This window comes from Pyramidobacter sp. C12-8 (genome assembly GCF_002007215.1).
In the GTDB taxonomy this organism is placed as follows: domain Bacteria; phylum Synergistota; class Synergistia; order Synergistales; family Dethiosulfovibrionaceae; genus Pyramidobacter.
Window position 1 is genome coordinate 21,824 of the sequence record NZ_MUHX01000003.1, and the last position, 23,839, is coordinate 45,662.

Annotated in this window: 21 protein-coding genes; 12 read left to right on the top strand and 9 right to left on the bottom strand. The window is 56.2% G+C overall.

Going from position 1 to position 23,839, the window contains the following annotated elements:
* Positions 1-158: 158 nt before the first annotated feature.
* The 9 genes from dnaN (at position 159) to B0D78_RS01480 (ending at position 10,829) form a co-directional block, all read left to right on the top strand.
* Positions 159-1,316 (top strand): DNA polymerase III subunit beta, encoded by a 1,158-nt coding sequence (gene dnaN, locus B0D78_RS01440; RefSeq protein ID WP_078015212.1) that lies wholly within the window; start codon positions 159-161, stop codon positions 1,314-1,316.
* Between the two features lie 6 nt (positions 1,317-1,322).
* Positions 1,323-2,381, top strand: coding sequence for a DNA replication/repair protein RecF (gene recF, locus B0D78_RS01445; RefSeq protein ID WP_078015213.1), 1,059 nt, complete (start codon positions 1,323-1,325; stop codon positions 2,379-2,381).
* 88 nt (positions 2,382-2,469) lie between these two features.
* Positions 2,470-3,042, top strand: coding sequence for a hypothetical protein (locus B0D78_RS01450; protein ID WP_078015214.1), 573 nt, complete (start codon positions 2,470-2,472; stop codon positions 3,040-3,042).
* 16 nt (positions 3,043-3,058) lie between these two features.
* The gene (gene mnmG / locus B0D78_RS01455; RefSeq protein WP_078015215.1) at positions 3,059-4,936 is read left to right on the top strand and encodes a tRNA uridine-5-carboxymethylaminomethyl(34) synthesis enzyme MnmG; all 1,878 of its coding nucleotides are present in this window, start codon (positions 3,059-3,061) and stop codon (positions 4,934-4,936) included.
* Positions 4,937-5,066: 130 nt separating this feature from the next.
* On the top strand, positions 5,067-5,552 hold the full coding sequence (locus B0D78_RS01460) for a DUF721 domain-containing protein (protein WP_078015216.1): 486 nt from the start codon (positions 5,067-5,069) through the stop codon (positions 5,550-5,552).
* Between the two features lie 127 nt (positions 5,553-5,679).
* On the top strand, positions 5,680-6,420 hold the full coding sequence (locus B0D78_RS01465) for a pseudouridine synthase (protein WP_240496085.1): 741 nt from the start codon (positions 5,680-5,682) through the stop codon (positions 6,418-6,420).
* A 125-nt stretch (positions 6,421-6,545) separates the two neighbouring features.
* Positions 6,546-7,088: a rubrerythrin gene (gene rbr / locus B0D78_RS01470; protein WP_078015218.1), complete on the top strand. Its 543-nt coding sequence runs from the start codon at positions 6,546-6,548 to the stop codon at positions 7,086-7,088.
* 144 nt (positions 7,089-7,232) lie between these two features.
* On the top strand, positions 7,233-8,750 hold the full coding sequence (locus B0D78_RS01475; RefSeq protein ID WP_078015219.1) for a sodium:solute symporter family protein: 1,518 nt from the start codon (positions 7,233-7,235) through the stop codon (positions 8,748-8,750).
* A gap of 180 nt (positions 8,751-8,930) precedes the next feature.
* A complete protein-coding gene (locus tag B0D78_RS01480; protein ID WP_078015220.1) occupies positions 8,931-10,829 on the top strand; it encodes a phosphoethanolamine transferase in 1,899 nt (632 codons plus the stop codon).
* Positions 10,830-11,030: 201 nt separating this feature from the next.
* Here B0D78_RS01480 and B0D78_RS01485 read toward each other — a convergent pair whose 3' ends face one another.
* Positions 11,031-12,248: an iron-containing alcohol dehydrogenase gene (locus B0D78_RS01485; protein WP_078015221.1), complete on the bottom strand. Its 1,218-nt coding sequence runs from the start codon at positions 12,246-12,248 to the stop codon at positions 11,031-11,033.
* A gap of 407 nt (positions 12,249-12,655) precedes the next feature.
* Between B0D78_RS01485 and B0D78_RS01490 the strand changes: the two genes are divergently transcribed.
* Positions 12,656-15,376 (top strand): ATP-dependent DNA helicase, encoded by a 2,721-nt coding sequence (locus tag B0D78_RS01490; protein WP_078015311.1) that lies wholly within the window; start codon positions 12,656-12,658, stop codon positions 15,374-15,376.
* Between the two features lie 280 nt (positions 15,377-15,656).
* Here the strand turns inward: B0D78_RS01490 and B0D78_RS01495 are convergent, their stop codons facing one another.
* From B0D78_RS01495 to B0D78_RS01515, 5 genes are all read right to left on the bottom strand, one after another.
* Positions 15,657-15,854, bottom strand: coding sequence for a helix-turn-helix domain-containing protein (locus B0D78_RS01495; RefSeq protein ID WP_205948238.1), 198 nt, complete (start codon positions 15,852-15,854; stop codon positions 15,657-15,659).
* Between the two features lie 40 nt (positions 15,855-15,894).
* The gene (locus B0D78_RS01500; protein ID WP_078015223.1) at positions 15,895-16,323 is read right to left on the bottom strand and encodes an RNA polymerase sigma factor; all 429 of its coding nucleotides are present in this window, start codon (positions 16,321-16,323) and stop codon (positions 15,895-15,897) included.
* A 458-nt stretch (positions 16,324-16,781) separates the two neighbouring features.
* A complete protein-coding gene (locus B0D78_RS13550; RefSeq protein WP_446737326.1) occupies positions 16,782-17,084 on the bottom strand; it encodes a cysteine-rich KTR domain-containing protein in 303 nt (100 codons plus the stop codon).
* Positions 16,969-17,391 carry a YjdF family protein gene (locus B0D78_RS01510; RefSeq protein ID WP_078015225.1) on the bottom strand — a complete coding sequence of 141 codons (423 nt, stop codon included), beginning with the start codon at positions 17,389-17,391 and terminating at the stop codon, positions 16,969-16,971. Before B0D78_RS01510 ends, B0D78_RS13550 begins: the two co-directional genes overlap by 116 nt.
* Positions 17,388-17,891, bottom strand: coding sequence for a PadR family transcriptional regulator (locus B0D78_RS01515; RefSeq protein ID WP_317540233.1), 504 nt, complete (start codon positions 17,889-17,891; stop codon positions 17,388-17,390). The genes B0D78_RS01510 and B0D78_RS01515 overlap by 4 nt, the downstream gene beginning before the upstream one ends.
* Before the next feature lie 45 nt (positions 17,892-17,936).
* On the opposite strand from B0D78_RS01515, the gene B0D78_RS13175 reads away from it, so the two are divergent.
* Both B0D78_RS13175 and B0D78_RS13180 read left to right on the top strand, forming a co-directional pair.
* On the top strand, positions 17,937-19,019 hold the full coding sequence (locus tag B0D78_RS13175) for a recombinase family protein (RefSeq protein WP_256385745.1): 1,083 nt from the start codon (positions 17,937-17,939) through the stop codon (positions 19,017-19,019).
* Complete coding sequence (locus B0D78_RS13180; RefSeq protein ID WP_205948241.1) at positions 18,967-19,527, top strand: DUF4368 domain-containing protein; 561 nt, start codon at positions 18,967-18,969, stop codon at positions 19,525-19,527. The genes B0D78_RS13175 and B0D78_RS13180 overlap by 53 nt, the downstream gene beginning before the upstream one ends.
* A 324-nt stretch (positions 19,528-19,851) precedes the next feature.
* On the opposite strand, the gene B0D78_RS01525 is transcribed toward B0D78_RS13180, so the two are convergent.
* Genes B0D78_RS01525 through B0D78_RS01535 form a run of 3 tightly spaced genes read right to left on the bottom strand, consistent with a single transcriptional unit; the run spans position 19,852 to position 23,769 of the window.
* Positions 19,852-20,958 (bottom strand): ABC transporter ATP-binding protein, encoded by a 1,107-nt coding sequence (locus tag B0D78_RS01525; RefSeq protein WP_078015226.1) that lies wholly within the window; start codon positions 20,956-20,958, stop codon positions 19,852-19,854.
* A 4-nt stretch (positions 20,959-20,962) separates the two neighbouring features.
* On the bottom strand, positions 20,963-22,684 hold the full coding sequence (locus B0D78_RS01530; protein WP_078015227.1) for an ABC transporter permease: 1,722 nt from the start codon (positions 22,682-22,684) through the stop codon (positions 20,963-20,965).
* The gene (locus B0D78_RS01535; protein ID WP_078015228.1) at positions 22,681-23,769 is read right to left on the bottom strand and encodes an ABC transporter ATP-binding protein; all 1,089 of its coding nucleotides are present in this window, start codon (positions 23,767-23,769) and stop codon (positions 22,681-22,683) included. Before B0D78_RS01535 ends, B0D78_RS01530 begins: the two co-directional genes overlap by 4 nt.
* Positions 23,770-23,839 lie beyond the last annotated feature (70 nt).

Here is a 23,839-nt window from a genome sequence, read left to right on the forward strand (position 1 = left end):
CCACAGCTTGTCCGAAAAACCTTCCACAGCGTTACCTCAGTTTTTTTCTATGAATCTCCTGTTTATCCACACTATTCACGGGACCTACTATGGCTTTTACGGTTTTTATGACTCATAAATCGAAGAACACGTCAAATGAAAGAGAGGATTTTCCACAGATGAAACTCGAAATCGTCCAGAATGAATTCATGAAATATTGGTCCATGGCCGAAAGAGTCACCGGAACGAAGAGCACGATGGCAACGTTGGCCAGCGTGCTTTGCGTCGCCGACGAGACGGGCGTGATGCTGAACTCCACGGATCTGAAGACGACGATCCGCGTCAAGGCCGAAGGCGTGACCGTCCTTGAGCCCGGCAAGGCGATTCTGCCTTTGAAAGTCGTCGGCGAACTTTTCAAGAAGATCGCCGTCAGCCCTTTTACCGTCGAAGTCGACAACGAAAAAGGGACGATCAGCGCCGGACGCAGCCATTATTCCTTTACTACTTACAACGTCGGCGATTTTCCCGATCTGCCGTCGCCTCGCGCCGCCGAGGAGTTTACCCGCGTTTCCGCCGGCGAACTCTCGCGTGTGCTGGCGGAAGGAGGCATTGCCGGGGCGCCGAACGAAGATTTTCCCAAGTACCTTTCCGGCGGTCTGATGCAGATTGCCGGCGGCGAACTGCGCGTCGTCGCTACCGATGGGCGCCGCCTTTCGCTGTCGAAGACCGTGATCGAAAACGCCGATGCGGCATCTTCCGCTCGGGAGATGCTGCTGCCGCTGAAATCGCTTGAAGAATATCAGCGTATCCTGACCAGCTTTGCGCCCGATCAAGAGGTCGAAGTGCTTCAGGACGGCGCCGTAACCTACTTCAACATGCCGGGCGTACAGTATTCCGTGCGCTGCATCGACTCCAAATTCCCCAACTACGAGCGCATCCTCAGCGACACCAGCACCACGCAGATGCAGGCGGAGCGGGTCGGCTTCATGCAGGCGCTGGACCGCATCAACATTGTCGTCGGCGACAACAGCCGCGTCGTCATTCTGACGCTGTCGCCCGGAGCGGGCATGGAGCTGAGCGGCCGCGCCCCCGAGATCGGCGAAGCCAACGAAAGCGTTGACGCTTCCATCAGCGGCGAGCCGCTCAAGGTGGCGTTCAACGTCGGCTATTTGATGGCCGGTATCAAGGCGTTCCACGGCAGCGATGTGACACTGGCTTTCAACGGCGCCGAAGGGCAGATGATGATCACGCGCCCGGGCGGCACGGATTTCATTTACATGCTCATGCCCATCAAGCTCAAGTCCATGGATGCCTCTGAGACGGCCGGGGAGTCTTAAGGCGGCATGCGGATCGCACAGACGCGCTTCCGCAATTTTCGCAATCTGGAAAACGCGCTCATCGCCTGGGATCCGGGGCTGAATCTGCTTAATGGAGCCAACGGCGCAGGCAAAACCAACGTTCTCGAGGCTCTCCACGTCGTCACCGGCTGGGGAGCCTTCAGCGGTTCGAAATGCGCCGACACCGTGAAGTGGGATTCGGAAGGCGGCGCTTCTCTGGCGGCGCAGGCGACGGGCGAGCGGGAAGTCATGATCGAAGCTGTGATCACGATCCGAGCTTCGCTGCGTCTCGACGGCAGATCCTGCCGCTGGGGCGATCTGAGAAGCTGCGTGCCGTCGCTGACGTTTCTGCCGTCGGACATGGCGCTGATCGAGGGCGCGCCGTCCGTGCGCCGACGCTTTCTCGACCTGCTCTGCGCGCTTTATTTCCCGCTGTACGCCTACAAGCTTTCCGAGTACCGCAAGATCATGCAGCATCGCCGCCATCTGCTCGGTCTCGGGCATTCGACGCGCGTCACCGAGGAGACCATGGCCAATTTATCCGCGTGGCTCTGGGAATGTCGTCTCGAAGTGATCGCGGCGCTGCGAGTTCATCTGGAAAAATGGCGCGATCTTTTGCCACGCACCATCGGCCTGAACTTAAAAAGAGGCGGGGGCGGCAATGCCGATGACCTTTTGGAAGACTTTCACCGTTCCTGCGCGATCCTCGCGGAACGGGAACGGGCTTCCGGGCTCCCCTTGGTCGGCCCGCACCGCGACGACCTGATCCTCGCCTGCGAGGGCCGTCCGGCGCCGGAGGTTCTCAGCCGCGGCCAGCGCCGCCGCACCGCGTTGGCGCTGATAATGGCCGCGGCCTCGGCGGTGGAGCGGCGCAATCGCGCGTCGCCTGTGCTGCTGTTTGACGAAGTCGCCTCCGAGCTCGACGAGGCCGGGCGTACCGTGCTGATGGAATGTTTGCGGCGCAGCAACTGGCAGGTTTTCGCCGCCACGGCGGAAACAACGTTGCCGTGGTCTGGAGGGGCGCGCTGGCTGGTGTCGGCAGGAAAGATCCAACGCTTTGATTGAACGGGTTTAAAGATATTGATGAATCCTGATGAATAAAACCGGCTTGCGCTGGAAATTTCGTTTCCGTTATTTGAGGAGGAATTTCATTATGAAGAAAATTCTTTTGGCGCTTTTGTTTGCCGCGGTCATGGCCGCGGGAGCCGACGCTGCCGAAATCGACGACACGATCGACGGCGTCTGGGGCATGAAGTTCGGCACGCCGGTCGCGGAGGCCGCCCGCATCATGACCGAGCAGAACAACGCCGCGCTGCTGTGCGAGTACAGCTACGTTCCCAACTACCACGAGGCTTTTTACAAGGTCAACTTCTTCGGCCGCGAAGGCCATCTGCTGCTGCGCTTTTCAAAACGGGGACTCTTTTTGGCTCGCTTCGCCTTTATTCGAGCGGAGCAGCTGCCGGCCGCCGCGCCTCAGGGTTCTTCCGCCGAAAACAAGAAAAAAGAAAAGAAGTATCTCGCCTTCAGCCGCAATTTTATGGAGCTCAATGCCATGCTGACCCGTAAATACGGCGCTGCCAAAACGGAATACACCGTTGACGGCGCGGTTTCGGGCTACCAGTGGAGCACCGGCACATTCGGGCGCCAGTCCGTCGTTCTTTTCGAGAATCGTTCGCTGTCCCGCAACGACACCGTGCTCAGCTACGAGGACGCCAGCCGCAAGTAAGGATTTCGGTGCCTCCGTGCAGATTTTTCCCGAAAGCAAGTTTGACGTTATCGTCGTCGGCGGCGGCCATGCCGGCTGTGAAGCGGCCCTCGCCGCGGCGCGCATGGGCGCGCAGACTTTGATGATCGTGCAGGATGTGGATCACGTCGCCCATATGCCCTGCAATCCTTCCATCGGCGGTCCGGCCAAAGGCCATCTGGTGCGCGAAATTTCGGCGCTGGGCGGCGTTCAGGCCCGAGCCGCCGACGCCGCCGCGATGATGATGCGCTGGCTCAACACCTCGAAGGGGCCGGCTGTGCGCGCTTTGCGCGCGCAGTGCGACCTGCACGATTACCACGATTATTATCTGCGGGAGTTGGTGAATTGCCCGAATCTGCGCGTCTTCCAGGACCAGGTCGACGCGCTGTGGGTTGAAAACGACCGGCTCAAGGGCGTGAAGACGCGCTTTCAGCTGAGCTTCGAGGCGCCGCGCGTGATCCTGACGACTGGCACGCATCTGGGCGGTCGCGTCCACGTCGGCCTGGTAAATTTCGCCTCGGGGCCGATGGGGCAGCAGCCTGCCGTCGGGCTTTCCCAATCGATGGCGGAGTTGGGTATCGCCATGCAGCGCCTCAAGACAGGCACGACGCCGCGCCTGTACCGCGACAGCATCGACTGGAGCCATATCGAGCTTCAGGAAGGCGAGACGTGTCCCGTCGGATTCGACTTCTGGGACGAAAAGAAAGTCCGCCGCGAGATCAGCTGCGGCATGATCCGCACCAACGCCTGCACGCACCGCATCATCAAGGACAATCTCGACCGTTCGCCGATCGTCCACGGCGAGATCACCGGCGTGGGGCCGCGTTACTGCCCTTCGATCGAGTCGAAGGTGATGGCTTTTCCCGAGAAGGACAGCCATCCCATTTTTCTCGAGCCGGTGGCGCGCGGCAGCGTCGAGATCTACGTGCAGAACTTCTCCACCAGCCTGCCCTTCGACGTGCAGATCGCCATGACCCGTACGCTGCCAGGCTGCGAACGCGCCGTGATCCTGCGCCCCGGCTACGCGATCGAGTACGACGCCATCGATCCGCAGCAGCTTTCGCTGTCGCTTGAGATGAAGTGTCTCCCCGGCCTGTTCTGCGCCGGCCAGATCAACGGCACCTCCGGTTACGAAGAGGCGGCTTCGCAGGGGCTGTTGGCGGGCGTCAACGCCGTGCTGTCGCTGCGCGGCGAAGAACCGCTGGTGTTGAGGCGCCATCAGGCCTATCTCGGCGTGCTCGTGGACGACCTGGTCACCAAAGGCACCCGCGAACCGTACCGCATGCTCACAAGTCGGTGCGAACATCGTCTGCTGTTGCGTCACGACAACGCCGACCGCCGTCTCGCCCCGATCGGGCGCCGTCTCGGCCTTCTGAGCGACGAAAAGTGGCGCCTGCTTTGCGAGCGCTGGGAACGCGAGGATCGCGAGGTCGAAACTCTGGGACGCGTTCACGTCGCTCCGGCGCCGGCCAATGCAGTGCTGGCGGAAGAAAAACTGCGGCCGTTGGAGCGCGGCATGACCGCCGCCGAGCTGCTGCGCCATCCCGAGGTGAACTACGAGCTGCTGCGCCGTATCGTTCCCGATGGGGGCCTCCAAGGCGAAGAAGCCACCAACGTCGAGACCGCGGTCAAATATCTGGGCTATATTGCCCGCCAACAGGCAGCGGTGGATAAGATGCTCCACCTTGAAAGCATGAAGATCCCCGTCGGTTTCGACTACGGTGAGCTTCGGGGACTCTTGGCCGAAAGCCGCGAAAAGCTCGAACGCATCCGTCCGATGACGCTGGGGCAAGCCAGCCGCATTTCCGGCGTCACTCCCACCGATCTTCAGCATCTGGCCCTCTATCTGAGCGAGCGCGCTCGTCGTCGCGAATAACGGCTGAAAATTCCGGAATGTTCCACGGCGGATCAATGTTCCACGTGGAACATTTTTCAAAAACACTTGTGGAGACAGGTTTTGTGAAACATGTCATTTTTCTCCGTTTATTGTGAAAGGGAGTGAGACTATGGCGAAGGATCGGGCATTCGGCCCAAGGGCAGTCGGTTCCGTGATCGCCCATAACCTGCCGTCGGCTTTTCAGGTCGCTTTTAAGCTGGCCGACATGGAACGCCAGTGGCTCACGATCGTTGGCCCGCAGCTCTTCGCTTCGACCCGTCCGGACCGCCTCGAACGCGGCGAACTGATCGTCGCCTGCGAGTCGCCGGCCGCGGCGCAGATGATTAAATTGAGCGCCGGCACGCTGTTGCGCCGCGTGAAAAAGTTGACCGGCCTCGAACTGCCGGGCGTCCGCGCCGTCGTGTCGCGCCTTGAGCGCCCTCGCAAAAGGGCGTCCGCGCCGCCGCGCCGGCTTCAGGTTTCGCCGGAAATGGTCGAGGAGGCCTTGAACCGGGTAAAAGCGACCGTCAAGGATCCCGATACGGCATTGTCTCTGGCCCGTGTGGAGGCTGCGGCGCGGGCGCGCTGGGGCGATGGGCGCAAGAACGAAGTTTGAATTCTGATATTTTTGATTCATGCTCTCTCAAAGTGCCGCAAGGTTCGATCTTTGTAATGAAGAAATGATATGGGGCGTTTCGTGCGGTAAAACTTCTCGCTTATCCACAAACGGAGGTGCATAATTTGTGAATAACTTGCACGCGGAAATGCGCCTCTCGAAGCGCATGGCCCAACTTGGCCTTTGTTCCCGGCGCGAAGCCGACGAATATATTTCGCGCGGATTCGTCAGAGTCAACGGAGTTCCCGCCGTGCTCGGGCAGAAAGTGACGGAGCGCGATCGTATCGAAATGGACCGCGCCGCCGAACGGAATCAGAGCCGCCGCGTCACGGTCCTGCTGCACAAGCCGTTGGGATATGTTTCCGGCCAGGCCGAAGACGGCTACCGTCCCGCCCGCGTGCTGATCCGCTCGGAAAACCGCTGGAGCCGCGATTCGTCGCCGCGGCGTTTCGACTTCCGTCAGCTGCAGAACCTCGTTCCGGCCGGGCGGCTCGACGTCAATTCCACTGGATTGCTTGTGCTCACTCAGGACGGGCGCGTGGCGCGGCGCCTCATCGGCGAAGACAGCTTTGTGGAAAAGGAATATCTCGTGCGCGTGGCCGGAAGCCTGAGCGAACGCGGCCTGGCGCTGCTCAACCACGGCCTCAGACTCGACGGCGAAGAGCTTTTGCCGGCGCAGGTACGGTGGCAGAACGACGATCAGCTGCGCTTCGTCCTCCATCAGGGAAAAAAGCGCCAGATCCGCCGCATGTGCGCCCTTGTCGGCCTCGAAGTGCTGGCGCTCAAACGCGTGCGCGTCGGTTCGGTGCGCTTGGGAGCGCTGCCGTCAGGCCAGTGGCGCTATCTGCTTCCCGAAGAGGCTTTTTAAGGGAGAGCAAACTGTTAGTCTTGACAAATTTTATCGGAATAACTTATATTGAACGGGTTCCGGGGGGAACAGGCAGAGATTTTCGCGGAAAATCCGCACGTTGAATTTGAAGGGGGACTTTTACCATGGAAAACATCAAGGGCACTCAGACCGAAAAGAATCTTCAGGCCGCCTTCGCCGGCGAATCGCAGGCGCGCAACAAGTACACCTATTACGCCAGCAAAGCCAAAAAAGAAGGCTACGAGCAGATCGCCAGGATCTTCGAAGAGACCGCGGGCAACGAGAAAGAGCACGCCAAGATCTGGTTCAAGCTGCTTCACGAGGGCGACGTCCCCACTACGGCGGTGAATCTCGAGGACGCCGCGGCCGGCGAGAACTACGAATGGACCGACATGTACGCCGGTTTCGCTAAAACCGCCCACGAAGAGGGCTTCACCCGCATCGCCAAGCTTTTCGAGATGGTCGGCGCCATCGAGAAGGAACACGAAGAGCGTTACCGCAAGCTTCTTGCCAACGTCGAGAACGGTCTGGTCTTCTCCCGCGACGGCGACATGGTCTGGCAGTGCGCCAACTGCGGTCACATCGTCGTCGGCAAGAAAGCGCCGCAGGTGTGTCCCGTCTGCGCTCATCCGCAGGCGTATTTCCAGATCAAGGCGAACAATTATTAAAATCTGCGAATACAAAAAAGCGGCTCATTCCCGTAAAGGAATGGGTCGTTTTTTTACGCGCTTCAACTGGGTTTTACGAGAACGAATACGGCGGTATAATAAAATTCCCGTGTCATATTCAGCGAAGAAAAGGAGCGGGTTTTCATGACGGGTCTGACGGTCGCCGGGATCGTTTTGGTTCTGGCGCTGATCATCGGCGTGGGGCTGTACTCGGGAAGAAGGGTGAGGAACGCCAAAGACTTTCTCACCGGAGGCGGCAAGGCAGGTCCGGGGCTGGTCTGCGGCGCGCTGATGGGCAGCCTGGTCAGCAGCCAGTCGACGCTGGGTTCTGTGCAGCTGGCCTTCCATTACGGCCTGGCGGCCTGGTGGTTCACGCTCGGTTCCGGCCTCGGCTGCCTGCTGATGGCGCTGGGATACGCGAAGGCGCTGCGGAACAGCGGCTGCGTCACGGAACTGCAGATTATCTCGGGTGAATACGGCGGCACGGTGGAGAGCGTCGGTTCCGTGCTGAGCGCGACGGGGATCTTCATCACCGTGCTGTCGCAGGTGATGGGCTGCATCGGTCTGTTCACGCTGATGTTCCCGTCCATGTCGGTGACAACGGCGGCGATGCTGGCGGTGCTGGTTATGTGCTGTTACGTGATTTTCGGCGGCGCTTGGGGAGCCGGCATGGGCGGGGTGGTCAAGGTGACGCTGCTCTATCTCTCGCTGATGGGGGGGATGGTGCTGATCCTTCGTTTCGAAGGCGGGCTCGGCGGCTTGACGGCGTCGCTGGAGCGGCTTCTGGGGGGGACGCCGCTGGGTTTGGTGCAGCAGGCGGCGAACAACGTGCCGAATTTGACGGGCGCGGCTGATATTTCCCGTCGTTTCATGAATTTGACGGCGCGCGGAACGATGAAGGACCTCGGTTCCTGTGTGTCGCTGCTGCTCGGGGTGCTCTCCACGCAGACGTACGCTCAGGCGGTATGGAGCGGCCGCACCGACTCGGACGCCCGCAAGGGCGTGTTGCTGAGCGCCTTTTTGATCCCGCCGCTGGGTATCGCCGGCGTGCTGATGGGGTTGTCCATGCGCGCCCATTATCTGACGGCGGCCGAAGCGGCGGCGCTGGCCGCCGTCGGGCAGGCCGTGCCCGACCTGCCGGTGCTGGCCAGCACGCTGCACGTGATGCCGGCCTTTGCGATGGATCATCTGCCGCCGATTCTGGCCGGCGTGGTGCTCGGAACGCTGCTGATCACGGTGATCGGCGGCGGCGCCGGGCTGTCGCTGGGGATGGCGACGATCCTCGTCAAGGACATTTACAAACGCTTCTGGCCGCGTTTGTGCACGCCCGCGGGGGAACTGCTGGCCACGCGTTTGACGATCGCCGTTGTGCTGATCGTGGCGGCGGTGCTGTCGATCGTCATTCCCAATAAGACGCTGAACGATTTCGGTTTTCTCTCCATGGCGCTGCGCGGCGCCGTGGTCTTCGCGCCGATGACCTGCGCGCTGGCGCTCAAGGGACGCATCCGTTCCGGGTTCATCCTCGCGGCGATCGTTTTCGCTCCTGCAGCGGTGGCGGCGGGGCATTTTTTCGAACTGCCCGGCGATCCGCTGTTGACGGGCATGGGAGTCTCGGTCGGCGGCTGTCTGCTGGGGCTGCTGTTCCCGCCGCACAAGCGATAAAGAGAGGTCCCCGAAAGCAGCGAGTTTCCCCTGGTTCTGCGCACGGGGAACCCGCCGTTTTTTTTGCGGGGCGTCTTTCTGGAATTCTACGATTCTTTCGCTTATACTTATGAAGTCGTGAGTTTCCGGTATCGTCAAAAATTCAGCCGATTTGGGGAACGACAAAAGAGGTGAGATTCTTTGCTTGGATATTTTCGCCGCCACCGCGCGGTGGCCTCGCTCTTTCAGGGCGCGCTGCTGGCGGCGCTGATGACGCTGTTTCTGGCCTGGCCTCTGTACCGCTCCTGGATTTCGGCGAATTTCCTGACCTTCGTGATGTCGGAACGTCTGCGGACGACGCAGCTGTTTATCGAGTTTGCCGGCAGTTGGGCGCTGTGGTCGGCGATCTTGTACTGGCGCGGCGGCGCCGGCGCGAAGATCTACGCGTTCTTTCTGTTTTTCGAGTTTGCGCCGGCCTTTCTCTGCCACGCGCCCAGCGGGCTGTACGAATATGCCTGCCTGTGCCTTTTTCCGGCCTGCTGGACGCTGCTGGCGTGTATGCTTTCGCAGCGATTCGCGGGCGCGAAGCGCCTGTTCGGAGCGCTGCTGACGGCGCTGCTGGCGGCTGGCGTCGCGCAGTACATCGTCTATTTCGTCTATATCGTACGCTATGGGCGGCGGCTGGGTTCCAACACGCTGATGACCGTTCTCGGCACAAATCTTGTCGAAGCGAGATCTTTTCTGTTGGATCAATTCGGTTTGCTGCCGACGGCGGCCAGTCTGGGGCTGTTCGTGCTGCTGGCGGCGGTGCTGCGCTCGCTGATCCGGCGCTGTCGTCCCGTGAAAAGCTTGTGGTGCGCCGCCGCGACGCTCTGCTTTTGCGTGGCGTTGGCCCTGTCCTGCCGCGCGAAGGCGACCAGTTACAGCAATCTTTTTTTTGACTTTCAAAAAGGCTATCGTCAGTATCAAACGGCGCTCGACAGTTTGGAAAAAGCCCGTTCCGACCCGCAGCGCCGCATCGAGGACCTGAAGATCTCCAGAACGGGACGCGGCGAAGTCTGCGTGGTCGTCGTCGGCGAGTCGGCCAGCCCCAGGCACATGCAGCGCTGGGGCTACCGGCGCCCCACCACGCCCTGGCTCTGTTCCAGCGACGCGGCGGTCCAGGAAGCGCTGATCGTGCTGGAGCGCGCCTATTCCTGCATGGTTCACACCGAATCGGCCGTGACGCTGGCGCTGAGCCAGTTCAGCAATTACGACCCGCGCGTGCTGCTGCATTTCGACCATCGCGACAGCTCTTTCATGTTCACCGGCATCATGAAAGCCTTTTCGCTGCTTGAGATCCTTGCCGGCGCCGGCGTCAGGACGCACTGGTTCAGCAACCAGGAGAAGATCGGCGCGTACAACAATCTAGTCAGCGCGCTGTCGCGCGACGCCGGAGAACAGGAGTTCATCGAAGACCTGCCGCTGCTCGACCGCAAAAACGGCCATCAGGACGAAGAGCTTCTGCCGCTGCTGCGCCGGGCGCTGCAGCGCGCCAAAGACGGCGAGAGCCACGCGATCTTCCTGCACCTGCGCGGCAGCCACTGGAGCTACCGCAACAGCGCGCCCGAAAACTGGCCGTGGCTGCCCCGCGTCAAGGGCAGCAAACTCCTTTCGCGCGAGCTGCGCGAGCGCATCGACGCGTACGACCGCAGCCTCACCTATACGGACGACCTGCTGCGGCAAATCACTGAAATCCTCGCCCAATCGAAGTTTGCCGTCAGCAGCATGGTCTATTTTTCCGACCACGGCGAGGACGTGACCGGCGTCGGTCACAACTTCGACGCCTTCAAACCCGTCATGGCCGAGATCCCCGTGGTGCTGTGGCTTTCGCCTGAATATCGCCGCCGTTACGCGGCGACGACGGCGCAGCTGCGCGCGAATTCCGGCCGCATCTTCACCAGCGACCTGATCTGCCCGCTGGTGCTGGGGCTGATGCACGTCCAGCACGCCAACGCCGTGCCGGAGCGTCAGCTCACCTCGGAGAAATACGCCGTCAACGAACAGAACGCCCGCTTCTGGGAAGGCCGCCTGCTCAGATCGCTCGTGCCGGATCTTTAGTTTTTTGACGCCTGCTTCGGAATTTCTTTGCTCTGCATGGAATATCGGGCGAAAAAATTTGAACGCCGCTTTTGATGAAAATGTCGCATCGTTCCCTGCGTGCAGGTCTGCCTGTAACGAAAACGAGCCGCAAGACAAACGGACAGCCGCTTCCTCGAATAAGAGGAAAAGGCTGTCCTTTTGCGTTCGATCGTTTTTGGCCTAACGGCGCGGTTTGAGCGAGTCGCGGTAGATTTTGGCGACCACTTCGCTTGTGGCGGCGACAGGGGCGAGGTCGAGCAGGCCGCCCAGCGACGGCGTCTCGCGCGTGAGGCGCACGAGCTTGTCCACGTCGGCTTCGGTGTAGCCCATGTCGGCCAGCTTCTCCGTGACGCCCATCTTGAAGATCCACTGCTCCACGGCGTCGGCGGCCGCGGCGGCGTTGGCCGGGTCGGCGGTGATGCTGCCGGGCAGCATCGGGCGCAGCACGTCGATCAGCGTCTCCGCGGCGGCCGGCCAGCAGGCCTCGACGACGGAGGGCAGGATCATCGCCAGTCCCAGGCCGTGAGTGAGCGCAGGCTTGATGGCCGAGAGCGGGTGCTCCAGCCCGTGGGTGAGGTGCAGCATGCCGTTGTCGAACGAGACGCCCGCGATCATCGAGGCGTAAAGCAGGAAGTAGCGGGCTTCGAGGTCGTTCGGGTTGGCGACGGCGCGGGGCAGGTACGTATCCACGAGACGCACCGTCTCCTCCGCCAGCAGGATCGTGTAGGGCGAGGCGAACAGCTTTGTGGTCGCGGCTTCGACGACGTGATTGACGGCATCGATGGAGACGTAGCGCGTCTGGTTGGCTCCCAGCCCCGTCATCAGCGCCGGATCGTCGATGGCGTAAGTGGGATAGATGCAGTCGTAGGCAATGGCGGGCTTGAAGTCCTTTTCGAGGATCGAGGCCACGGCGAAACGGTCCACCTCGGTGCCCGTGCCGTGGGTCAGGTTGACGGCCACGATCGGCTTGGCTTTGTCGGGCGTGAAGCGGTATTCGTACAGGTCGCGGGCGTTTTTGTCGGCGTATTCCAGCAGGATGGCTGCGCTCTTGGCCGTGTCGATGGGGCTGCCGCCGCCGATACCGAATACCGCCGTGGCGCCGATGCCCCTGCCGAGCGCGACCGCTTCGTCGATGCCGTCCACGGTCGGATTGGGCGTGACCTTGTCGTAGAGGACGTAGTTGATCTTGTGCGCGGCAAACGCCTTGACCACGTGGTCCCACGCGCCGGTGGCCTTGTAGGAACCGTGCCCGGTGACCACGAGCACGTTCTTGACGCCCTTGTCGGCCAGCGCCTTGCAGATGTCGTCCACCCTGGCGATCGCGCCGACGCCCAGATAGCACGTCGTCCGCGAGATGATCGTCTTCACTTCGTTGATGTTGATGTTCTTTTCCCACATGACATTTTCCCCCTTATTAATGTGATAAAATTCACATATTTTGTGACTAAAATCACAATACATCGCGAACGAGAATTTGTCAACAGGAAATATGGCGAAGTTTTGTTTTCCCGATGCATTTCCCGCGGCGAAGGCGCGAAAAAAAAGAGGCTATCTCGATTTGGTGAACACCAATAAGGAAGTATCAAAATCATACTAACTTAACGGCTGACAAACAGGGTTGCTAAAAGAACCGGCGTGTTATTTCGCAATGAAATGGCACACCGGTTCCTTTTCTTTTTAGTCTGCTCAAAGAATTTATTTTAAAACACAACCACTCGAAATTTGGCGGATTTACGACTCGAGTATAAAGGTGTAAAATAATAGTGACTATAACTTTGATTTTCTGCAAAAAGGAGATGGTAATATTGCTAAGAATTGACAAAGCTATTTTGGACACAAGTGGCGTGATTTGTGACAACATTGCACGTTTTGGCGCAACCGAGCGGGGTCTTTTGAGTCAAAACATACTGGGTCATATTCGCAATTTTGTAGAATATGTAGCTATCAAGGCATTTTCTAATGGCGCTGATGTTAATCCTAATGATTATAATCTCAATGTTGCCGCCCTAAAAGATATGCAACGTCATGGAAATTTGCGTTTTTTATATAGATTTCATGAGCTACTCCAGAAGTCTGTGTCGCACTACACTGTAGACAAAGATGGCTCCGAGCGGCTTATGCTCAAATATTATGAACATCTACTTAAAACAAAACTCTATCTTAAACAGGCATACAATCTTGACGTGCTAGAGAATATAGAAGATTTTCCTTTGGACACTGATACCGAACTATCCGATTATTACACGAAAATCGCAGAGAGAATTGAGACACCAAGCAGATTTAGTTATGCTGTAACATACAACGATCGCTATTATGTTCAGAAAATTAAACCTTTCTTTATAAATCAAAGAATATACTATGAGGTTACATTTACTGCAGCAACGGCTAATACCAGTAAGTTTGATCGAGTAATTGCTTTTACTAGTCACGAAATCATGGACAACTATGCTATAAAGTTTTCAATTCATAATGATACAATTCATATTCTGGACAAGGATATGTCTATCCTAATAATAGATGAGTATGAAGTATCTATTCGCCCGTGTGAATGGGATAACCTTTCTGAAATCTTTGGGCCACGCGTGGAACATAGCACCAACTCTATTGAATATAGAGAGCTGATGAGATTTCTCTCAACTGTTAAAATGCCTCTGACAGAGCTTGTAAGTAGCGACCAAGATTATTACAATTTTATAAAAAGTCATATCACTTCACAAGCTAAGTCGATCAAAATATATGAACTTCTAGATCAGTGTCGAGAAGTGATTGTGAACGGCAAAGCTGGCTCAAACGTATTGCGTTATTTGTTATATAAAATGAATAATCGTGTTATCAAATGGCAGTACTGGAATAAGCAGTGCGGAGGCTTATCAAATCTTTATCTAAATTATGGTTGTATGCCTTTTGATCGTATGCCTTATTGCACTTCTCTTCGTCAGCATAACCCGAGAATATATGATCTATTTAACTCAATTCCCGTTTCTGGCCATGAGCACGAACTATTTGCTCGATATATTAAGAATAATACAGAAATAGAAGGAAAACTATTCACTCCTAAAACCGAGATTGAAAGGTTTGAGAACATCGATGATTTGATTAGGCAATATAATGCAGCCCTTTACTATAAGCATACCGGACGTAGACTAGAAGAATACAAAGGCCATATTTATATTAAAGAATATGCTGAGGATAGTGCTGAAATAATTAAAAAACTGCAACAACTCTCTTCTTCTGGTGTTACTCAATATATGGCATCTATTGACTCATGGCTCTCTCGAGAGTCATACAGTATTGATGACGATGGCAAAAAACATGCACTTCGCCAAATGTTTGAAAAATCACATGTTGCATTAGTTTATGGTTCTGCTGGGACAGGCAAATCTACCCTAATTAATCATATAGCTAATTTTTGGGGAGAAAAGGATAAGCTCTTTTTGGCGAACACTCATCCCGCTGTGGATAATATGAGGAGAAAAGTAACTGCGGGTAACAGCGAATATAATACCATTGCCAAGTTTTTATCAAAGAGAAATCTCAATACCGAGTGTGATATACTATTTATCGATGAGTGTAGCACCGTAAGCAACAACGACATGAGACAAGTACTTGAAAAGGCCAACTTCAAGCTCCTAGTCTTAGTAGGTGATGTGTATCAGATAGAATCAATTTACTTTGGAAATTGGTTTAGCATTGCGCGAAAGTTTGTACCTGCAACTTCTGTGTTTGAATTAACGTATCCCTACAGAACCACTAATCAAGATTTGCTAACCGTGTGGGATCGCGTACGCAAACTTGATGATGCGATTTTAGAACCATTAGTGAAAAACGGCTACGTCGCTAGACTTGATGAATCCATTTTTGAACATAGCAATGATGATGAAATTATTCTCTGTTTAAATTACGATGGACTCTATGGAATTAATAATATTAACCGCTTTTTACAGAACAGCAATCCCAACGAAGGAATTGTATGGGGAATCAACACATATAAGATTGGCGATCCCGTCCTGTTTAATGAATCAAATATTTTTTCCCCATTGATTCATAACAACACAAAAGGTAGAATTGCTGGGATTCATCCAGAAAAACAACAAATCTGGTTTGATATTGAGCTTGAGGAATCAATAAACGAGATAGATGCGTGGGACTACGACTTTGAACTCATTGGAGAGTCTGAATCTGGAAATTCTATTATCTCATTCAGCGTTAATAAGTTTCGAAGTACTGACGAAGACGATGACAATAATAACTCTACAGTTGTACCATTTCAAGTAGCGTATGCTGTATCTATTCACAAGGCTCAAGGTTTAGAGTACGACTCTGTAAAAATCGTTATCACAAATGAAGTAGAAGAACGCATCACCCATAATATCTTTTATACGGCAATCACCCGCGCAAAGAATAAATTGAAAATATATTGGAGCCCAGAGACAGAGAAATCTGTCCTTGAGCATCTTGAAGTTAAAAACTCGAATAAAGATGCTCATTTGTTAGCGCAACTATTTTCAATCGCAATGACTAATTAAAAATTTAGCTACCAGTAACGCACAGCAAGTTTCTACGCGTTTCAAACTGCATTTACAGGGAGAAGAGTGGTATGATGCTTTCAGCAGTCCAAATAAGCCGAAAAACCTAGTAGTATCGGGCTATTTTACCTGCTAAATGCGTAGGCACAAACGTCATAATAGCAGCGGGCGCAAGCGGATTTCTGCTTACACCCGCTTGGTTACCATACAGCAAAGACGGAGGAAGCCTTCAAGGGCGCGGAGTGTTCATCTCGACCCTTGACGGCTTCCTTTGACTTTGCTATTTCTTGACTACAATGGCTTGCGCCAATTTCGCCTGTAAGCGGTGCTTCATATACTCGTCGATGCCGACATACGGCAAACCGTCTTTGTCATAGAGTGTTCGCGTGCAAATCTTGTTGATATAGCGGTCGTAATACAGCAAAATACGCTCCAATGCCAACGGGCTACCGGCGCGGGCCGCTTCGATCACGTCCATGGGCAAAAGCACTCTGCCGTTAAAAGTTGGTTGTTTCATATTAGTTCTTCACTCCTTTGGATTTCAAATTTCTTCGCAGTTCGTTCAGTGTCTTTGTTCTATGCCGCTGGACGGCGCTGCGGGACATTCCCACAAGACCGCCGATCTCACCGTCTGCCAGCTCCAACACACAATACAGGATCAAAATTCTTTGCTCCTGTTCCGGCAGGCTTGCAAAGGCATCAGCCACCAGCTCGTCCCGGATATGCAGAGCGTAGCCGTATGCCGTGAACAGGATGCTGTCACTTGGGTATTTGTCCACCGTGCAGAGCTTGTCCATTTCATGTTGGGACAAGGCGCTGAACTCGGTTTCCCGGTTCCGCTGGCAAGCCAAATCCCGCAGGTGGTTTCTGGCCTCGTTGCGGAGGACAGTTTTGCAGAAAGCGTCAAACCGGCAGCGTTTTCCATAATCATTAGGGATATATTTCATCTTCTCACCCCCGATCTGCGGGAGAGTGAAAAGTTAGAGTTGGTGCCACCACCCCTTGTGTCTATGTTGATACGGCAGTTTCGGCCCGCACCGAAAGACCGCAATAACAGATCCGTAAAAGTAAATGTAATATGTCGGTAACTTACATCGTATAGTACATCTTTTAACCCAAACCGCTCCCACGCTGAGAACAGGCTTTTTTTGAGAAGCTATGGGGTTGGAAAACAGACTGTATCAGCATGGTGGTTTCCTCCGTAAGCCGTCGATTCTGCATAGAGTAAACAAAGCAAAAGCGGCAGTCTTGATTTCTCAAAACCACCGCTGGGATATGAAATAGAGCGCACAAAATCAACCTGCCCAACAACGGTTTTTTTCTTCCCCCGTCGGGCGGGGCAAATTGTATCATGTATTAAGGAACAGAAAAAGCCGATAACTACAAGAAGAAATACTCTTGCAAGTTATCGGCTCTGCGTCTTAGCGTCTGGCTCTTGGATGATGGATAGATTCAGTTGTCTTACCGCTATCAAGGTTTCATGTTTGCATTTCGGGCAATACAGTGGGAAGTTTTCTAGCACTGTATCATCGCGGATTTTCAATCGCGTTTTGCTGTCGCAAAAGGGACATAAAATCCATTCTATTTTCATGTTATCTTCCTCTGTGCTTGGCTTTCTTCTTTTCCTGCCGTATGGCAAACTGGCGGTCTTTCTCCGCCTCTTTCTGCTCACGGCTCTTGGTTTTCCGTTCCAGCTTACATTGCTCATGCTGGAATTTCAACGCCTGCTGCGCCTTTGTTCCAATGCCTTTATCCTGCAGTTGGCTTTGAATTTCGCGCTGCATACGTTTGGGATTGATTTTTCGCTCTATGGCTATCTCGGTCTGGATTGGAGGACTGAATTTCAGCTTGTGCCAATTCTTCAACAGAAACTCATAGACCTCATAATCTTTGGGTTCTGAGCCAAAAGTGATTTTGCATACCTCGTACTTACCGTTATCCGTTCTTTCGTATAGACCGATCCAAAACGGAGCCTCGAACAGGATGGTCAAACTGCTTTGGGGGCCTGTACTCATTCTTCTAAGAACTGCCCTTCAAAGTGATCCAGCCATTCCAAAAGAGTGCGATAGAGAAGCTGCTGCTGCTCAAAAATCGTTCTCCCAACCAAGGGAATGTCTGTAAATTCCCGCGCATAGCCCTCGTTCGATTCAGCCGAGGACTGTATGCTCTGGCGCAACACCGAAACCAGCTCCAACGCTTCGGCCTTGTCCATCTTATTCAGATTGGTAATGACCACATTGAAATCGAATAACAGGGGTACCGTGCTAGCGGCGCAAGAGGCCATCAGCTCCTTGAAATACGCTCTGCCCTGATCAGTAATAGAATAAATGGCCTTATCCGCAAACTTATCGCCCTTGACAATATCGCTTTGGAGATACCCCTTCTCGCTCAACTGGAGTACTTTTCGATAAATAGAAGGCACGCTTATTTTCGTCCAGCGAGAAAAATGGTGGTACTCCACATCCTTTTGAATGTCATAGGCGCTTTGCGGTTTCTCCAATACAATACCAAGTATGACTCAATCGATTGACGACATAATGATACCTCTTTATACGCCCGTCTGTCCCAAGAGGACGCGCTGGACGGCGAGAGCAATAGCATAGCCAATCAAAAGAAAATCCTTTTGAAGTACGCAACCGACAACGGTTTCCCAAATCCCACGTTTTTCATCGACGACGGCGTTTCCGGGGTGACGTTTGACCGTCCGAGATGGAATGAGATGATCCGGCTGGTCGAAGCAGGAAAGGTTAAAACCGTCATTGTCAAGGATATGTCCCGCATGGGTCGCGACTATCTAAAAGTGGGCTACTATACCGAGAGCTTCTTTGCTGAGCGTGATATTCGGTATATCGCTATCAATGACGGCGTGGACAGCGACAAAGGGGACAATGATTTCACCCCTTTCCGTAACCTGTTCAACGACTTCTACGCCCGCGATACCAGCAAGAAGATTCGGGCTGTTATGCGAGCCAAAGGAAACGCCGGGGAACACCTCTGCACCAATCCGCCCTATGGGTATCAGAAAGACCCGATCGATAAAAAGAAATGGATTGTGGACGAGGAAGCCGCCGAGATCGTGAAGCGGATCTTCGTCCTGTGCATTGCGGGGAAAGGCCCCATGCAGATTGCCAAGTTGTTGACCGCCCAACACGTCCTGACCGTCAAGGCCCACTACGCCCAGCGGGACGGAAAGCCGCTGCCGGAGAAGCCTTACAAGTGGAGCCCGAAGTCTGTTGCTGGGATATTGGAGCGGCCAGAGTACACCGGCTGCACGGTGAACTTCAAGACCTATTCCAAGTCCCACAAGCTGAAAAAGCGACTGCACAATGCCCCAGAGAACCAGCGGATTTTCCCCAATACCCAGCCCGCCATTATCGAAGAACAAGTCTTTGCACGGGTACAGGAGTTGCGGGGGAACAAGCGCCGTCCGGCCAAGCAAGCCGAACGGCAAGGGCTGTTTTCTAGGCTGCTGTACTGCGCCGACTGTGGAAGCAAACTGCATTTTGCCACAGGCAAAAACATGACACCGCAGCAAGACTGCTATCGGTGTTCCCGGTATAAGAGTCATGCACTTTATCCGGGAAGAAACGTTGAAGCTGTTCGTGTTGCAGCGGATTTTCGATGTGACGGCGCTGTTCTTTGACGATGCCATGGCATTTGAGGAAGCGGCGAGAAAGCAGCGTTTCCAAGAAGCGGAGAAGGAGGCCAAGAAGCGCAGGCGTGAAATCGCCCAAGCGGAAAAGCGCATTGCCGAACTTGACCGGATTTTCAAGCGCATCTATGAGGACGACATCAGCATCAGCGGTACGGTCAGCCATGAACGGTTCTTGAAACTCTCTGCCGACTATGAAGCAGAGCAAAAAGAACTAACAGAACAGGTCAAGACATGGCGGCAAGCGGTAGAAACCTTTGAACAAGATCAAGCCGATTTCGCTAGCTTTGCAGCCATTGTGCGGAAGTATGTAGGCATCCGAGACCTTACGCCCACCATCGTCAATGAGTTTGTAAAAAAGATTATCGTCCATGCGCCGGATAAGTCCAGCGGCCACCGCAGGCAGAAGATTGAACTGGTCTGGAACTTTATCGGAGAAGTCAACCTGCCGGGTGACGATCAGACTGTGGAACTGCAAAGAAAAGGCAGGACGGCATGACTTTTCAGCCATACCGTCCTGCGACAATTTAATTACTTCCTTATGGGCCGACACCTTTGACTTTTGAGACGGCCTCTTTTTGAAAGCACTTCAGAGCAACGGTCGAGAGAGTTCTGAGCAACTGAACTCCTTCGCAGCGCCCAGCAAACTCTGGTGATACTTTCTATCAAGAATCAGTCTCATACTGTTGAGATACTGTCTCTTGACCAAAATATTGACACTGGTTTTCAATTTGGAACATCATTGAAGGTATCGTACCTCGCGCAGTCGCGCCAGTCGTGCCGCAAAAAACATGCGACACGCGATTTCATGCAGCTTTTGATGCTATACCAGCTGCCGTCTCAAACGTTCCTTTTCGGCCGCTTCGTCGTCGGCGGGGTACCAGACGGGGGCGGCGAGGCGGACGGCGCACTTTTCGCCCTGGCTGAAGGAGACGCGGTGCGGCGTCTGCACTTTCAGCGTTTGATTGCCGACGGGGATCAGGTACTCGGTGCGGTCGGTGAGGAAGATGCGCTTTTCCACGTGGGTCTGATAGCCGTCGTTGCCGCCGCTCAGCTCGATGGCGTTGGGGCGCGTGGCAACGACCATGCGTCCGGCGGCGTCCGCGGGGACGGGGAGGCCGAGCGGATGGTCGAGGTCGCCTTCGGCGTAAGCCTGGCCGTCTTTGACGACGACGTTGAGGAAGGTGCTCTCGCCGAGGAAGCTGTGCACGAAGCGGTTGACGGGATTGGTGTAGAGGTTTTCGGGCGTGTCGATCTGCATGATCCTGCCCATGTCGCAGACCATCATGCGGTCGGAGATGGCCATGGCTTCCGACTGGTCGTGGGTGACGAAGATGATCGTGAAGTTGAACTTGCGCTGCAGCTCCTTGATCTCGAAACGCATGGACTCACGCAGTTTGGGGTCGAGGTTCGACAGCGGCTCGTCGAGCAGCATCACTTTGGGGCGGGTGACGATGGCGCGGGCCAGGGCGATGCGCTGCTGCTGGCCGCCGGAGAGGTCGGACGGATAGGAGTTCTCCAGACCGGTCAGGCTGGTGTGCGCCAAGGCGTCGGCGACTTTGCGGTCGACGTCCGTCCGGTTCATCTTCTGGATGCGCAGCGGGAAGGCAACGTTCTCGAAGACGTTCATGTGCGGCCAGACGGCGAAGGCCTGGAAGACCATGCCGAGGCCGCGCTCTTCGGGCGGCACGTAGAGGTTCTTGCTCTTCACCGAGACGGGGCGGCCGCAGAGTTCGATCTCGCCCTCGCTGAGGTCTTCGAAACCGGCGATCATGCGCAGCGTCGTCGATTTGCCGCAGCCGGACGGCCCGAGGAACGAGAAGCACTCGCCCTCGCGGACGCTGAAGGTGAAATCGTCCACGGCGACGATGTCGCCGAGCGTTTTGGTGGCGAAGCGTTTGGTGACGCCGCGCAGTACGACCTGATCCATAGGCCTAGACCCCCTTCCGGTCGCGGGTAAGATAGGTGACGACGGCGTTGCAGACGATGATCAGCAGGATCGCCACCGAGCCGAGCGCGGCCGCCTGCGGCATCATGCCGGCGTCGCGCAGCGAATAGATCTGCACGCCCAGCGTGCGCGTGTAAGGGCCGTAGAGCAGCACCGAGGTGGTGACTTCGCGCATGGCGGGCAAAAAGATCAGGAAGAACCCGGCCACCATGGCGGGGCGGATCAGCGGCAGCGTCACGTCCTTGAGGCTCTCGGTGTGCGAGGCGCCGCACGCGCGCGCCGCTTCCTCGAGCGAGGGATGGACCTGCAGCAGCGCCGCCGAGGAACTCTTCATCGAGAAGGACAGATAGCGCGCCAGATAGGCGACGAGGATGATCCAGATCGTGTTGTACAAGCTGATGCCGCCGAGGCTGCCCGACCAGGCGAGGATGACGCCGACGGCCAGCACCGTGCCGGGGATCGAATACGGCAGCACCGAAAGCACCTCGAGGACGCCGCGCCCGCGCGGGCGGATCTTCTGCACCACGTAGGCGATCAGCGTGCCCAGGAACATGCAGACGACGCCGGCCGTGGACGAGGCGAACAGCGAGTTCTTGATCGAGGCGAAGGTTCCCGAGGCCGAAAAAACTTTAACGTAGTTGTTGAGCGTGAAGTTCTTGGGAATTAGCGGCAGGCCGTAGGCCTTGACCAGGCCGACCAGGAAGATCATCACCAGCGGCACGACGACGATCATGACCAGCGTCGCGACGGCGAGGATCAGCAGCGGGATCCTGGAGCCGCGCAGCTTGATCAGCGTCGGGCGCATCGACTTGCCCTTGATGATGTCGTAACTGCCGGCGCTGAGCACCTTTTTCTGCACGATCAGGGCGGCGGACACGACGACCACCAGCAGGATCGACAGCGCCGCGCCCTGGCGGATGCCTTCGAAACTGCCTTCGGCGCGCTGGATCGTGTCGAAGATCTGCGTCGGCAGCGTGAATATCCCCTGCGAGAAGCCGAGGATCGACGGCACGCCGAAATGCGCCAGCGACGAGATCAGGATCAGCAGCGCTCCGGCGGAGATGGCCGGCAGCACCAGCGGCAGCGTGATCTTGCGGATCACGGTCATCTGCCGCGCGCCGGCGATGCGGGCGCATTCCTCCAGCGTCGGATCCATGCGCTCGAGCGCGCTGACCACCTGCATGAAGACGAACGGGAAATAATAGGAAATTTCCACGAAGACGATGCCCCACACCGAGTTGATGTTGAACGGCGCGCCGGCGAGGCCGAACGCGCGCACCAGCCAGCGGTTCAGGTAGCCCGAACGGCCGTTGAGCAGCAAGTCCCAGGCCATGGCCCCCAAAAACGGCGGGAACATGTAGGGGATGCTGAACAGCGCGCGCATCAGCCCCTTGGCGGGAATGTCGCTGCGCCCCAGCAGCCAGGCGTAGAACACGCCCATGACCGTGCCGAACAGCGTCACCCAGAAGGCGATCTTGACCGTATTCCACATCGAACCGAGCGTCTTCGGGTCGAGCAGCTGGCTTGCGAACAGCGAAGGGTCGAAGCGCCCCTGATAGAAAAAGGCGTGGTACACGATCATGAAGATGGGGATGACGACGATCACCAGCAGCAGCGCGAAGCTGAGCAGCGTCATCGCCCCGTCGAGGCTGAAGCGGCGGCCGTCGAGCGCCGCCAGATCTCTGTTTCTGCGCAGGCCGAGTCTCATGCCGACGCCTCCTTTTTCGCTTCGTAGTAACGGGGATTGAGCAGACGCAGCCCCACTTCGTCCCCCGCCTTTGCGACGCCGTGCCGAACCGCGTCGAGCGTGCTCTGTTGCACGCGCAGTTCGCGCGCGCCCAGCGCGACGCGGTAATCGTACTCGCTGCCGAGGAACGTGCGCCGCTCCACGCGGGCGCGCAGCGGCGAGGCGGCGTCGAAAACGACGTCGTTGGGACGCACCCCCAGATCGACGCCGCGGCTTGGATCGAGCCCCGCGGGAAGCTCCCCTTCCCACGGCGCGACGCCCGCGCCGGTGTCCAGTCCCAGGCCGCCGCCCAGCGCGACGACGGGAATGAAGTTCGACACGCCGATGAACTCGAACGCGAAACGGTTGGCCGGGCGCAGGATGATGTCCTCGTCCGTGCCGACCTGGCACAGCGAGCCGTCCTGCTGCATGACGGCCATCCTGTCGCAGAGCTGCAGCGCCGACTGCTGATCGTGGGTGATGTAAAGGATCGTCGTGCCCAGATTGCGCTGGATCTCGCGGATCTCGATCAGCATCTGCTCGCGCAGCTTGGCGTCGAGGTTGGTGATCGGCTCGTCCATGACGATCAGGCCGCCGTCGCACACCAGCGCGCGGGCGATGGCGACGCGCTGCTGCTGGCCGCCCGAAAGCTGGCTGGGCAGGTGGGCGGCGTATTCCGTCATGTTGACCTGCGAGAGGGCGTGCGTGGCCCGTTTTTCCGCCTCGTCTCTGGGGACGCGGCGTTTCCTGAGCGGATAAAGCACGTTTTCCTTCACGGTCATGTGCGGCCACACGGCGTAATCCTGAAAGACGATGCCGATGTTGCGCCGTTCCACGGGAACGTTGATCCGCTTTTCGGCGCTGAAGAGGCACTCGTCCCCCACGTAGATCTCTCCCGTCCGCGGCTTGTTCAGCCCCAGAAGGCAGCGGGCCAGCGTGGTCTTGCCGCAGCCCGAGGGGCCGACGAGGCAGAGGATCTGTCCGTCTTCCACTTCGAGGCTGAAATTTTTGAAGATGTCGCGCTCGCCGTAACGGAAGGAGACGTTTCTGAAGATGACTTTGCCCATAAAACTCCTCCTGGTTGAAAGATTGTACAAAAATGGGGGCAACTGACGCTGCCCCCATGGATCGTTTTTT